The organism is Paenibacillus sp. FSL P2-0322 (genome assembly GCF_037975315.1).
Lineage (GTDB): Bacteria > Bacillota > Bacilli > Paenibacillales > Paenibacillaceae > Paenibacillus > Paenibacillus polymyxa_B.
Genome location: NZ_CP150243.1, coordinates 6,026,050 through 6,038,794, shown reverse-complemented (window position 1 = coordinate 6,038,794; position 12,745 = coordinate 6,026,050). Strand labels below are relative to the sequence as shown.

Sequence of the window (12,745 nt, the reverse complement as noted above, 5' to 3'; positions counted from 1 at the left end):
AATTTTGTAAGCGTTATTATTGAAAAAATACAGAAATGAGTGTAGAATCTATGGCCCTACGTGGATTGTAGTATAGGATCGGATTTGTAAATACAAAAGAAAGAAGGAGATGAATATGAATAAGTGGGACACGGAAGAGGCCATTCGACGCTGGGATATGCATGCAGAAAACTTTACTGCCAAGTACACGGAGGAAGGAGATCGATCTCGCGAAGTACTGCTAAACCCGGCATTGCAAGCCTGTATGGGACCTCTCGGGGGCAAAAAAGTGCTGGATGCCGGCTGTGGCGAAGGCTATCTAAGCCGTAAAATGGCCAGGGCGGGTGCGTTGGTAGAGGCTGTCGATTACTCGACAGAGATGCTGAGGCTAGCCAAAGAGCGAACGCCGTCAGCATTGGGAATTACATATCACCACGGCAATCTGGAAAAGCTGGAGATGTTCGGGGACCAGAGCTTTGATCTGATCGTGTCCAATATGGTCATACAGGACTTGGCTCATTATGAGCAGGCGATTGCCGAAATGCAGCGATTATTAGTTCCAGGAGGCCGCTTTATTTTTTCTATTCTGCATCCGTGCTTCCAGACGCCACAGAGTGGTTGGGTGAAGGATGAGACAGGGAAAAAACTATATTGGAAAGTGGATCAATATTTCAACGAAGGCCCATTGGAGCAAGCGATCCCTTATGATCAGGAAGAAAAAATTTTGTACTTTCACCGTACGCTGAGCAGCTATGTACAGACCATTATTGAGGTGGGTTTGCTGTTGGAAGGGATGATCGAACCCAAGCCTTCTGCCGAAATGTTGGAAAAATATCCCCATTTTCACGAGGACCTGAATGTCAGTAATTTTCTTATTTTTACAACCAGACGCCTGGGGTAAAAAGCAAGCCCTTTCCTTTCCCCGTCAAGTGTGGTAGAACAAAAGTAGGCAGTTTTGACACACCTACAACAGGAAGAGCTTCAAACGGAAAGGGATGCAACTGGAATGTACGTGGTATGTAAAGAGCATGTGGAACTGGCAATTGATATGTTCGTCGATGAATACGAGGATGCACCGGATGTCGTCGATCTTAAGGAAACGAAATTTTCGGATTGGGACCCTCCAGTGAAGTGCAAGGAATGTGAGAAGAAAGCAGAGTTTTTGGTCGTCTAAAAAACAAGCACGGGCGTTTCGGGCAGAAACGTCCTTTTTGTATACCAGGATTTATTGCAAAAATACCCCATACATAGAGCTATATTTATTCCCACCACGTACTGAGACAGGAGTGAACGATGGATGGACCCTTTGCTGCATTCACTATTTCGTCCGCTTCAAGTCAATGGAAGTGATCTCTCCACGTATTATATCGAACAAAAGCCGTCTGCTGTGCTAAAAGCTTACGTGGCCTGTTATTGGGAGTCCGGTCCGGCTAATAGGGTGGTAGAAGAGAATCTAGCAGCTTCGTGCGAAGACACCGCTTTGTTAAGCTTGCCGCATGAAGAAACCATGGAGCGGGTATTACCTGACGGCTGTACGGATATTCTATTTGAATACGACCCGGTGAGTAAGCGTCAGGAACTCTCGTACTGTGGGACATTTACGCAACCGTTTGTGTCTGCCAGACAAGCAGGGTCCGAGACACGCATTTTTGCGGTGCGATTTTTTCCGGGCGGTGCGCATTATTTTCACGGGATGCCGACTCACTTGTTTACAGGCGGTAATTATCACTTGGAAGATCTCTGGCCCGAAAGCATCGCCGTCATAGGTGAGCGCATTATGGAAGCGCAGAATTTCAATGAACGGGTGCGCATAATGGATGAGTATCTTAACCAGCTTCTGCTGCGCCAACGCATGAACGATTGTGACCTGATGAAAAACTTGCTGCATCGCATCTTTGTGAGCGCTGGGAGTGTGGGGGTTAAGGAGCTTGCGGAGCGTGAGGCGATCAGTGAAAGACAGCTTAACCGCAAGTTTGGGCAATGGATCGGAATCAGCCCCAAAAAGTTCAGTGAGGTCGTCCGCTTCCAGAGCGTTCTACACAGTATTCAAAGCGGCGGGGATCTGGATTGGACGGAGTTGGCATTGAAGCATAGCTTTTTCGATCAAGCGCATCTAATCCGTGACTTTCGCAGGTTTTATGGAGATTCCCCACTTACTGCGGTTAAGGATTTACGGAAGTTGTCCGATTTTTACAATACACGCCCAGAGGCTTCGGCTATACTCAAAATATGAATAAGAATGGCAAAGGAGAGATGTGAATATGAGTGGAACGCTGCAAGTTCGCGATCATCTGCTGAATGAGCTAGAGACCGGAGTACGAACGGGGGAAGCCTTGATTCGTAAAATACGTCCAGAGGATTGGAGCTTTCGCCCACAGGGTAATTTCCGTTCGCTGCTGGAGTTAGTGCATCACTTTGTGCTTATTCCTGCTTCGGATCTTGCGATAATGCAGGAGAAGTCTGAGGGTGAAGTGGGAAGCATTGAAAACAGCCTGTCCGGGGTGGAAGATCCCGAGCGCTTGGCTGCGACTTTCAGGCAGAATTTTGAGGCTTATAAGGCTTATATTCTTTCGCTTAGCGAAGACGATTATCTGAACCGTTCGACGAAGGCCTTTTATATGGAGCACGGACATCTACAGGTTCAATGGCAGATTGAGACCGTAACCCATGTGTTCCATCACCGTTCGCAGATTTATAATTATCTGAAGCAACTGGGACATGAAGTGAGCTTTTTTATGTTGTATGCTTGAGTATTTTTATAAAAGGTTTGGAGGGCACCTGTGCGGTGCTCTTTTTTGGTTTTATTTATGGCTTTTATAGGGTGGCATGACTTACTTGAACGCCCGTGAAACTTCTTTACTAACCCGTCTGAGAATGCCGATTTGCTCCTCATTCAATCTGCTGGTCAACGCAACAAACTCATCTATCGCCTCTTGCCGAATAGTTTCGTCTTCAGTCATATGTTCTTTGGAAAACATTAATTCACTGATAGACACGTTTAAGGCAGTTAACACTTTCTCCAAGGTATCAATCGAAAAGTTTCTTTCGCCACGCTCTACCGATCCGATATATGCATCATCTAATCCTGAAAGTTCCGCAAGTTGTTGCTGTGTTAATCCCTTAGCCTTCCGAATCGTTCTAATTCTTTCTCCAACCGAATTCCGTAATTTTGTCATATTAGCCACCTCTCCTAAAGGTTAGGAGAGTATCGATGTAATTAGCAGAGACATAAAGGCGGTAAAATTTATTGAAAAAGCTGCGATTAAGTACTATAGTTAATTTATTGTACTACTTATTTGGAGTTTCACAAAGGAATATATTAAGAGCGAGTGCTTTTTATCCTAGTCATTTTAAAGGAGGAACCCTCTTTGCGAACTTCTATCCTGAAATCACTCAAACCGGACATCATTGTTGAAATGTTAGAGATGGCTGTGGCTTTTGAAAATTGGAAGAAGGTGCTGGAGACAGCAGATATTTTGTACCAATGTGTACAGCGTATCTATGAAGAACGGCAGTATCATAAAGCGATGAAATTATCCATCCCGCATGTCAATTTAGAACGTCCGTTGGTATATTATTTTGATGGTTCAGTCACCTGATGTGTGGAATGGCTCACCAGAACCAGGGTGCATATGAGCATGCAAGGGAGTGCATCTATAAGTATGCTGAGCTGGGGTGGATGGAGGATTTAGAGGAAGAAGACATTCAGGTTGTCGAGGAGTTCAGGTTTTTAGCCAAAACTAATTTATATGCAGTAGATATTTTGTCTGGAAATATAGAGCTGATCGAGGAATATGTAGCCTTTTTGCAGGATAATCTAGAGGAAATATTACCGGGGCTGAATACCATATTACAGACAGCGCTTATGTATCATTTGGATGTGACAGATATTTTACATACGTTTGCAGAGCAGATTGATGAATTTGAGAGTTATGAAGACGCAGAGAACATATCTTACTATTATAGCTACTGCTATCACTTGGCCTTGTACTATCGGAAGTGTAGTAGATTACAGGATGCAGTGGGACTTACTGTACGGGCGATGCAACTAGCCGATCAGTCGGGTAACGATCGTAATTTCAAGAAATGTACAGCATTGTTTGAATCATTACGGGAGTCAGCGACAGCGGAACAAATCAGAGAATATCGACAGATGCTAATGCAGAGTCTTGATGAATACGAAACGGATAGGCATTTCATTGTAGAGAGCGTAAATGAATAATCCGCTATAATCTGAACAGGGAATAGGCTCGTAGTGGAGAGGAAATAGATAGGTAAGAGGCGCATCAGGTGCTAAAATAACTATGTTAAAGGTATGTTTTTAAGTTAGGGATCGTAAATACGATTTTACATTATCATTCGACATAGATAGGGGTATGGAATTTGTTTATTCAGCTTATAGGTGTTGGCAAGTTAAAAGAGAAGTATTTGGTCATGGGCATTCAGGAATATGCTAAACGGCTAGGGCCATACATCAAGTTCCAAATGATCGAGGTAGCGGACGAAAAGGCTCCAGACACACTGAGCGAGGCGGAGGTTCGACAGGTCAAGGAGCGAGAGGGAGAGCGCATCCTTGCTCATGTGAAAAGCGAAGCACACATCATTGTACTCGCCATCGACGGCAAACTGTGGAGCTCGGAAGAACTCGCAGAGGAATTGGACAAGCTCGGCACTTACGGCACAAGCCATGTTGTCTTCGTCATTGGCGGCAGTCATGGTCTCTCTGACGAAGTCCTTCGTCGCGCCCAGCAGAAGCTGAGCTTCGGAAGAATGACCCTGCCTCACCAGCTGATGCGCTTGGTGCTGGTGGAACAGATTTATCGGGCGGTGAAGATTAATCGGGGGGAACCGTACCATAAGTGATGGCTAAATTTTTGGCTAAACTTATTAAATCTATAAGCCTCATTGGGTTGAGAATCTAATACAGTATACCATTTTTTAACCACTGACCCTTCTGCAATCCATGCAGAGGGTCCTTTGCTGTCAAAATGAAGTGAAGGATTAAGGGGCAGAGTACTTCGATTGTGATTTGAAAATTAAGCATTCCTTCCCTAGGGAGAATGGGATTTGGAAACGTAATCCCATGTGCGTGACTCTTGGTTTCTAACAATTTCACGATTTCGCCATAACTCTGCTGTATAGAAAGGTGTTTGACAAATGATGTCGAATATTATTTCATGTTACCTCAAGAAGGACTAGATGGGAGTGAGGCATAATGAGAGGTAAGAAGTTCATGATGACGATCAGGAACAAGGTAATTCTAACGATTGTCGTTACTGTAATCACCAGCCTTGTGATCGGAGGCGTTGGGATTTACAATCTGAAGCGGGTACAATCCTCGCTTGAGGAGAGCCTTAGTATTAGGGCGGAAGTCATTGATCTTATTCGTACAGCGGATATCGACCTATATCAGATGCTGTTGGCAGAACGATCGCTGTACAGTTATGAACCAGGGTCGGAACAATTTTCGAAACAACTGGAGGATTACGAAAAACAAAAGGAGTCAGCAAAGAAGAAACTTAATAAGTATAAGTCAATTGGAACAATTTTTGATAATGAGGAAAAGTTAATTCAAGACTACGAAGCAACGGTTGCAGCGTATGAATTGGTCTCCAAGAAAGTGATTGACGGATTATCGTCAAAGGATTCAACTGTCCGTGAAAGGGCGAATCTTCTTTCTTATCAGGAGGGCAGCGAAAAGTTTGACCAGATGGAAGACGCTTTGGATCACATAGGAGATCTGTACTACGATGATAATCAAATCATGTTGGACAGTACACAAAAACAATACAGCTTCCTGCGATTGATCAGTATCCTCTTAACATTAGCAGGCTTGATCGCTTCATCGTTGCTCGGTTATTTGATCATCCGATCCATAAATCATCCGATCCGTTATTTGCGCGGACGTGTCCGAGAGATTGCGGAGGGCAATTTGGCCGTTGATATACGTGCCTTCTCGCAGGATGAGCTTGGGGAATTAACCGCTGATTTTAATATAATGGTATCTCGTATGAAAGAACTCATTTCGACAGTAAGCCAATCGATTGGGCATATAAATACTTCCGTTCATGAACTTACCTTTATTGCGGAACAAACAACGGCAACAGGCGAGGAAATGACGTCAGGCATTAATGAAATTGCAGTTGGTGCTTCCGAGCAAGCGTCCTTGACAGAGGCAACGAGCCGTGAAACGATGGCGCTATCGGACACGATTGAAAAGGTAAATGTAAGGAACAAAAAAATGACCAGCTTGTCTTCGGAGGCGGAAATCGTCTTAAGAGGTGGCATGGATAAAGTAAAGAAATTACAGGATCACAATCTCCAAACGACAGAAGCAAATCAACTGGTCGTACAACATATTGAAGGCCTGGCAGAACAGATGCTTACGATTTCCACAATCGTACAAACGATTAATGAAGTATCGGAGCAAACGAAGCTCCTCGCATTAAATGCGAGCATAGAAGCGGCGCGTGCCGGCGATTCCGGAAAAGGATTTGCAGTCGTCGCTACAGAGATTCGCAAGCTGTCGACCATGACTTATGAATCAACAGAGAGAATTAACACAACTATTGCACGCCTCAAGGCAGAAGTTTCTCAAACGTTGCAGGTCATGAATCAGACAGAGGTGGTTATCTCCGAACAATCTCTTATTGTTCAGGAGTCGGGAACGGTATTTGAATCGATTATGGATATGCTAAAGGAAATCATCAGCTCGATTCAAGAGATGGATGGGGATATAGGGCAGATGAATGTTAGCAGGGAACAGGTCATCTCATCCATTATCAAGATATCCGATGTAGCTCGAGATGCAGCTTCTGCCACAGAAGAGATAAGTTCGGCTTCTAACGATCAGAGTCAAGCGTATTCCCATGTGCATAGTGCAGCTGAACAATTGAAACAATCAAGCCAACAAGTGAGCGAAATGATCAGCAGGTTTCGAATTGCACAAGAATAATTAGTGCTGAGAATAAGAAAAGGAGCTATCTGACTACGGATGGCTCCTTTTCTGCCCTCGTTGATGAAAAGCGTGCGTACCGTCTCACCTCTAGGTGGGGGTGGGTGGTGCACGTGATTACCAATGCTTTTATTCAGCTTTAGTTTTTTGTGCACGTACTGGTTTAAAAATAGACAGTAGGAAAATGACTAAACCTGCAATACCAATTCCTAAAATGGTATTGAATGACTGGCCAGTGTAAAAGCCACTACCGAAGTAGAAAATTTCACGTAAACCCTCAGAAGCAAAGCGAATCGGCACCCATGGACGAATGAAGTTTACGAAGAAACTTGGAAGCATTTCTTGGGGTGTCATTAGAACACCCATACCTAACATCATAACAACCATGAATAATGTAATGGCTGGTTTGCCAATCCATGCAGTAATAGCTGATACTAATAAGAAGAAACAGAATGCTGCAAACGATACAAAGAAAGCAACTAAGAAGTAGCTTGGCATGTTAATACCAGCCATCTGTGCAAGTGTTGCAACAGTAAAGCCTGAGAATAGGGCAATAATAAGACCGAATAAAACTTGACCACCTATTAGGCGTAATGTTTGTTTACGTGTTAACATTTCCTTTTTAAGAATGCTTGATGATGCTAGGAATACAATGAAACCACCGATTAATGCACCTACCCAAGCAGGTACGGCCATTAATGTTGGTGCACTACCATTTGCTGTAGCAGTAGTAATGGCATTGAATACTTTTTCTTCAGAAACAATTGGGTGTACAAGCACGGATGCTTGATTAGCATCGATTTGTTGATCGCCCATTTGTGCTACAAAGTTTGTTGAATATTGGTTGCTAATTTGCGTAATTAAACCATTTAAAGCAGTTTTCGCAAAGTTTGCACCTGTCATGTTAAAGCCTTGGTTAATATATACTTTTAAGGTTGCTGGTGTGTTGCTCGTCATGGCATTTTGTACGGCATCATTATAACCCTCAGGAATAACTAATGCTGCATAATACTCTTTATCAGCAAATAATTTTTCAATATCTGCTTCTTTTTCATTTGTAAAAGCTAACATCGGTTCTTCACCGGCAATACCTTTACTCATTTGTTCGATTGCTGCTTTTACAGCGTCAACGTGATCTCCCTCATCACTCGTAATAAGTGCAACTGGTAGATTTTTTACTTGTGGATCTCCTTGAGCAAATAAGTTCAACGAGAATAGCGCAATAATTAATATAACAGCGATGGGGGCAGCCCATGCTAATTTTTCTTTAAATAATCTCAATGGATTTCACCCTTTCTCAATTTTCAACATGTTGTTCAGTGGCATGCATTTATCTTATAATTTTCAAGAGTGTATAAGCAATGAACAAAACTGAACAGATCGTTGAATTTTAAAGCGGGGGTGATTTTGTTGTGAGCATTTATGCAGAGAAAAATCGAAAAACAAAACAGCTCATTCAAACGTCATTTATACAAATTTTAGAAAATAAGTCATTTGAATCGATTACGGTAGGGGACATTACGAAAACAGCACAAATTAATCGCGGCACATTTTATTTGCACTATAAAGATAAATTCGATTTGCTAGATCAAATAGAACAGCAGTTGTTTGAGGATTTAGGAAATCATATTGATGAATTGCAATCTCGCTATTCATCTACTCATACGTTTGAAAAAGGACAAGAGCAATTAGCTGCTACATTATTTAGCTCTATTAAAATGCATTCGCCAATATTAAAGATATTTTTAAGCGATCATGGCAGAACTGGTTTTCACCTTCGATTTAGAGATGCCTTTTCAGAAAAAGTGCGTTTTAATTTAGAGAAAAATGAAAGCTTCAATGCAAATTTAAAGGTGCCAATGGAATACTTTTTATCCTTTATTACGTCTGCTTTTTTAGGATTAATAGAGCAATGGGTTCAAAATGGTTTAGATAAAACCCCTCAAGAAATGACCGCATTATATATTGATATTATTTCCTTTATTCAAAAGAAATAACGAGGCGCGAAGACTCGGAAGTATTCATCTACAAATACTAAGGAGATGAAAACATGTTCTAGCACGGTGACTGTATCATAAGCAGGGCGAAACTTGAAATTGCGAATTTATCAGGATTATAAAAAGTGGCAGTCTTCGACTTTTTCGTTGGACTGCCGTCTTTCTTTTACATTACTAATGCAGATTAAAATGGTGTGGATTCGAAAGGGAAGTTTTTTCCTTTATCCTCTGTCTATGAAAAAAGATCCTCTCTCAAAACCAACTCCTACCCACTCTCCCGATTTGTATGCTTTAATAAAATGAGCAGTATTAACAAGAAGCGTTGAAAGTGGGATTCTATGAAGCGACTAACGATTGGCCTGTTCGCCCATGTGGACGCAGGTAAGACAACTTTTGCGGAACAGCTGCTGTACCATACGAACAGTATCCGGTCGCGGGGGCGGGTGGATCATCAGGATGCGTTTCTGGACAGCCACGACATCGAGCGGGCAAGGGGTATTACGGTGTTCGCAGATCAGGCGGTAATAGAATATAAAGGAGACAGCTATTATTTAATAGACACACCCGGACACGTCGATTTCTCCCCGGAGATGGAGCGGGCGATTCAGGTCATTGATTATGCCATCCTGATTGTAAGCGCAGTTGAAGGTGTCCAGGGTCATACGGAGACGGTCTGGCAGCTGCTGCGCAAGCATCGAATTCCGACGTTCTTCTTTATCAACAAGACGGATCGAATCGGTGCGGATGCAGGCAGAACCGAGGCGGATATCCGTCAGCAGTTGACGGGGGAAGTATGCTGCATTACACAGAGCTTGGCTGACGGCATAGTCGGTGAGCCGCTGCGGGAGGCCATGGCGGAGCGGGACGAAGCTTTGCTGGAAGCATTCCTGGAGGGGAGAGAGGATTCCGGCTTCTGGCTGGAGGCCTTGCAGAGGATGATAGCGGCGGGTCTCCTCTTCCCCTGTGCTTACGGCTCTGCGCTTCAGGATACAGGCGTCATTGAATTTCTGGATCAGCTGCATCTGCTGACGACAACCACTTATGACGAGAATGCTTCGTTCCAGGGGCGGGTTTATAAAATTCGGCACGATGCAGGCGGAGCGAGACTCACGTTCATTAAGGCGCTGGGTGGTCGGCTGAAGGTGAGGGAACAGCTTAGTTACGAGAGTGGCGGCGTTCAATATGACGAAAAAGTTACGCGGATCTTCTTGTTTAACGGCCTTAAATCGCAGCCGGTGGAACAAGTGGAAGCCGGCGATTTGTTTGCGGTTGCCGGCTTGTCCGCCGCCGAAGCTGGGCAAGGCCTTGGGTCGATATCAGACAAGTTAACTTACGATTCGGAGCCGACGTTACAGTCGAAGGTATTATTTGACAATTCAATACATGTACAGAAGGTGCTCGGTGCTTTTCGCACGCTGGAGGCGGAGGAACCGTCTCTAAACGTCGTTTGGGATGAGAAATTGCAGGAGATTTCTATCCGCGTCATGGGATTGATTCAGCTGGAAGTGTTGGAGCAGCTTGTTAGAGAACGGTTTAACTTTGCTATCTCTTTTGGACAACCGGAAATCTTGTATAAGGAAACGATTCAATCGGCTGTGAAAGGGTACGGCCACTTTGAACCGCTCAGGCATTATGCGGAAGTGCATTTGCTGATTGAACCGGGAGAAAGGGGCAACGGCATCATGTTCGATAGCAGATGTCATGCCGATGATCTGAATGTCAGCTATCAGAATCTGATTCGGAATCATCTCTATGAACGGGAGCATCACGGACTGCTGACCGGCATGCCGGTCACCGACGTGAACATTACGCTACTGAGGGGCCGCGCGCATAAAGAACATACCCATGGCGGCGATTTTCGTGAGGCTGCCTTTCGAGCACTACGGCAGGGTCTGGAGAAGGCGGACAACGTGCTGCTGGAGCCCTATTACGATTTCAAAATCAAGGTCGCTATCGATGAAATGGGCAGGGTACTGTCCGATATTCAGCGTGCTTCAGGTATTTTTAATCCGCCGCAGACAACCGGAACGCAAGCGGTGGTCACGGGCAGGGTGCCCGTGTCGACTTTCATGAACTACAGTGCCGAATTTGCATCCTTTACGCATGGACGAGGCAGTATCCGCTGCGTGTTCAGCGGCTACGACCGCTGCCATAATACGGAGCAGGTCATAGAACGGAGGGGCTACCGCAAAGGGGCGGACCCACTGTATACATCCTCCTCCATCTTTTGCGCCAAGGGGGCGGGTTACTCGGTGCCATGGGATGAGGCGGAAGCCAAGATGCACCTTGAATTAGAACCTTAATCGCCCATATTTCCAGTATTTAGGTGAAAAGTAGGTAAATTTAGGATGAACAATCTTTATAATGGAAATAAGATGTATATTTTATAGGACTAAGGGGCGAATGTCATGAAACCCACGCAAGGAATAGAGGCGCTGGCGGCAGAGATTGCCGATGTGGCTAGGACGTCCTTTCGTACTCTTTTTGAAAATGGTGAACGTTACTATTACTGCACGCTATTTACTACTGGAGAGGGACATGCGCCAAGCATCTCCGCCTGGTCATGGGAGGCCTTGGAGAGGGAAGCGGTCAGGCAAGGAGACGAAAGCGACACGCCGGGATCAACGATTGCGGAACTCATCAAATGGTCCTATGCCGATTCACCCTATTGTTGTTTCAGGGATGAAAACTTCGATGAGGTTAAACAATTGTTTATGGAGCGTCCTTCTATTGCGGAGCTTGAGGCTGACGAAAGGAATCGTGAGTTTGATTCGAGGCTGAAGGCAATGGAGCTGGCGATGCAAATGCTCGATGATGAAGGCGTGTTTGCCTTGAATCAACCGCGAGAGGCTGTATGTGTCCTTGTCGAGGTTATGCCGCCGGATGAGATCAATACGGAAATCGCCCTACGTTTGAATCGGGTGGAGTCTCCGGCTATGCAAGCATGGCTGGCAGAAGCGGCGGAGTAAGGGCATTCGCGTTTCTTGAGGGAGAGTTGTAAAATGCCTAATCATCAAGCGGTTTTTGGCGTGCGTATGTCCCATTCGCACAAGCACGCAGCCCGCCCCTGGCGTAAACTGAATTATAATCAGTGAGCGAGGTGAACTTCCATGGCACAATCGAAAGAGATGCGTGCACGGGCTAAGAAGTTTCAGGGCCGTCCGGTCTGTGTCACCCTGCACAGCGGAGAGACTTACGTCGGCTACATCACCGACGCTAATTATGGCGGGTTAGTACTTGCCAGCGCCGGAGTCCCCCCACGCGCTTCTTCCGGGAAGCAAGACTCCCGATCTCTCAAACGCAGAGCTGGTGCGCATGCCCCGGGCGTCCGTCTCGGCAACCGGAAAAGCGGCGCGCGTAAGCCGTCTGGCCGTTCGCGATCCCGCAAGCCGGACGCCAAGGTGTCGGCATTCCTGCCGATGATGGGCTCGCTGTTAGGCGGCCTTGGCGGCTCCACTGCAGGCGCAGGAGGGCTTGGTAGTATGCTCGGCGGCGGCCTGCGGCTGTTCGGCATGATCCAGAAATTTGTCCCGGTCGTGAAGATGGGCTACGGTATGATCAAATCCATTCGCCCGTTTCTCGGCGCCGTTAAAGGCTTGATGCCCCCGGCCAGTCCGGCCACGCCGGATAACGAATAATCGTGTCCCTGTGAACTTTAAGCCCCCATTGAGTGGTCAAAGGGGGCTAGCCCACACCATCACTTTCTAACAAGAATAAAAATGATCACGTTCTTTGTCATTAAATTTGCCAAGTTTCCGTATCCTAAAAAATTCGTGTTGGCCCCATATGGATTCCTTTCATATGCATTTTTTGT

General features: G+C 45.3%; 12 protein-coding genes and 1 pseudogene. 11 read left to right on the top strand and 2 right to left on the bottom strand.

Annotated elements, in window-relative coordinates:
• The first annotated feature begins 115 nt into the window (after positions 1-115).
• From MKY24_RS26760 to MKY24_RS26745, 4 genes are all read left to right on the top strand, one after another.
• The gene (locus MKY24_RS26760) at positions 116-880 is read left to right on the top strand and encodes a class I SAM-dependent methyltransferase (RefSeq protein ID WP_339201197.1); all 765 of its coding nucleotides are present in this window, start codon (positions 116-118) and stop codon (positions 878-880) included.
• 105 nt (positions 881-985) lie between these two features.
• A complete protein-coding gene (locus tag MKY24_RS26755; protein WP_013373879.1) occupies positions 986-1,153 on the top strand; it encodes a CxxH/CxxC protein in 168 nt (55 codons plus the stop codon).
• Positions 1,154-1,276: 123 nt separating this feature from the next.
• The gene (locus MKY24_RS26750) at positions 1,277-2,212 is read left to right on the top strand and encodes a helix-turn-helix domain-containing protein (protein WP_339201196.1); all 936 of its coding nucleotides are present in this window, start codon (positions 1,277-1,279) and stop codon (positions 2,210-2,212) included.
• A gap of 28 nt (positions 2,213-2,240) precedes the next feature.
• Positions 2,241-2,729: a DinB family protein gene (locus tag MKY24_RS26745; RefSeq protein ID WP_160788377.1), complete on the top strand. Its 489-nt coding sequence runs from the start codon at positions 2,241-2,243 to the stop codon at positions 2,727-2,729.
• 81 nt (positions 2,730-2,810) lie between these two features.
• Here the strand turns inward: MKY24_RS26745 and MKY24_RS26740 are convergent, their stop codons facing one another.
• Positions 2,811-3,155 carry a helix-turn-helix transcriptional regulator gene (locus tag MKY24_RS26740; protein ID WP_069080183.1) on the bottom strand — a complete coding sequence of 115 codons (345 nt, stop codon included), beginning with the start codon at positions 3,153-3,155 and terminating at the stop codon, positions 2,811-2,813.
• 192 nt (positions 3,156-3,347) lie between these two features.
• Here MKY24_RS26740 and MKY24_RS26735 point away from each other — a divergent pair.
• The 3 genes and pseudogenes from MKY24_RS26735 (at position 3,348) to MKY24_RS26725 (ending at position 6,934) form a co-directional block, all read left to right on the top strand.
• Positions 3,348-4,201: pseudogene (locus MKY24_RS26735) on the top strand (DNA-binding protein).
• Between the two features lie 161 nt (positions 4,202-4,362).
• The gene (rlmH, locus tag MKY24_RS26730; protein ID WP_339201195.1) at positions 4,363-4,842 is read left to right on the top strand and encodes a 23S rRNA (pseudouridine(1915)-N(3))-methyltransferase RlmH; all 480 of its coding nucleotides are present in this window, start codon (positions 4,363-4,365) and stop codon (positions 4,840-4,842) included.
• Positions 4,843-5,194: 352 nt separating this feature from the next.
• The gene (locus MKY24_RS26725; protein ID WP_339201194.1) at positions 5,195-6,934 is read left to right on the top strand and encodes a methyl-accepting chemotaxis protein; all 1,740 of its coding nucleotides are present in this window, start codon (positions 5,195-5,197) and stop codon (positions 6,932-6,934) included.
• Positions 6,935-7,063: 129 nt separating this feature from the next.
• On the opposite strand, the gene MKY24_RS26720 is transcribed toward MKY24_RS26725, so the two are convergent.
• Positions 7,064-8,215: an ABC transporter permease gene (locus MKY24_RS26720; RefSeq protein WP_339201193.1), complete on the bottom strand. Its 1,152-nt coding sequence runs from the start codon at positions 8,213-8,215 to the stop codon at positions 7,064-7,066.
• A gap of 131 nt (positions 8,216-8,346) precedes the next feature.
• On the opposite strand from MKY24_RS26720, the gene MKY24_RS26715 reads away from it, so the two are divergent.
• The 4 genes from MKY24_RS26715 (at position 8,347) to MKY24_RS26700 (ending at position 12,569) form a co-directional block, all read left to right on the top strand.
• Positions 8,347-8,931, top strand: a complete 585-nt coding sequence (locus MKY24_RS26715) for a TetR/AcrR family transcriptional regulator (RefSeq protein WP_069081103.1) — start codon at positions 8,347-8,349, stop codon at positions 8,929-8,931.
• 338 nt (positions 8,932-9,269) lie between these two features.
• Positions 9,270-11,234 carry a translation factor GTPase family protein gene (locus tag MKY24_RS26710; RefSeq protein ID WP_339201192.1) on the top strand — a complete coding sequence of 655 codons (1,965 nt, stop codon included), beginning with the start codon at positions 9,270-9,272 and terminating at the stop codon, positions 11,232-11,234.
• Between the two features lie 105 nt (positions 11,235-11,339).
• Entirely contained in the window at positions 11,340-11,900 is a 561-nt protein-coding gene (locus tag MKY24_RS26705) for a DUF4303 domain-containing protein (RefSeq protein WP_339201191.1), read from the top strand.
• A gap of 141 nt (positions 11,901-12,041) precedes the next feature.
• The gene (locus tag MKY24_RS26700; protein ID WP_076264603.1) at positions 12,042-12,569 is read left to right on the top strand and encodes a hypothetical protein; all 528 of its coding nucleotides are present in this window, start codon (positions 12,042-12,044) and stop codon (positions 12,567-12,569) included.
• The last annotated feature ends 176 nt before the right edge of the window (positions 12,570-12,745 follow it).

Bases quoted from the DNA above. Each gene is read 5' to 3' on its own strand.
- MKY24_RS26705 (WP_339201191.1), top strand. From the start codon at position 11,340: ATGAAACCCACGCAAGGAATAGAGGCGCTGGCGGCAGAGATTGCCGAT.
- MKY24_RS26725 (WP_339201194.1), top strand. From the start codon at position 5,195: ATGAGAGGTAAGAAGTTCATGATGACGATCAGGAACAAGGTAATTCTA.
- MKY24_RS26760 (WP_339201197.1), top strand. From the start codon at position 116: ATGAATAAGTGGGACACGGAAGAGGCCATTCGACGCTGGGATATGCAT.
- MKY24_RS26750 (WP_339201196.1), top strand. From the start codon at position 1,277: ATGGACCCTTTGCTGCATTCACTATTTCGTCCGCTTCAAGTCAATGGA.
- MKY24_RS26740 (WP_069080183.1), bottom strand. From the start codon at position 3,155: ATGACAAAATTACGGAATTCGGTTGGAGAAAGAATTAGAACGATTCGG.
- MKY24_RS26755 (WP_013373879.1), top strand. From the start codon at position 986: ATGTACGTGGTATGTAAAGAGCATGTGGAACTGGCAATTGATATGTTC.
- MKY24_RS26700 (WP_076264603.1), top strand. From the start codon at position 12,042: ATGGCACAATCGAAAGAGATGCGTGCACGGGCTAAGAAGTTTCAGGGC.
- MKY24_RS26710 (WP_339201192.1), top strand. From the start codon at position 9,270: ATGAAGCGACTAACGATTGGCCTGTTCGCCCATGTGGACGCAGGTAAG.
- MKY24_RS26745 (WP_160788377.1), top strand. From the start codon at position 2,241: ATGAGTGGAACGCTGCAAGTTCGCGATCATCTGCTGAATGAGCTAGAG.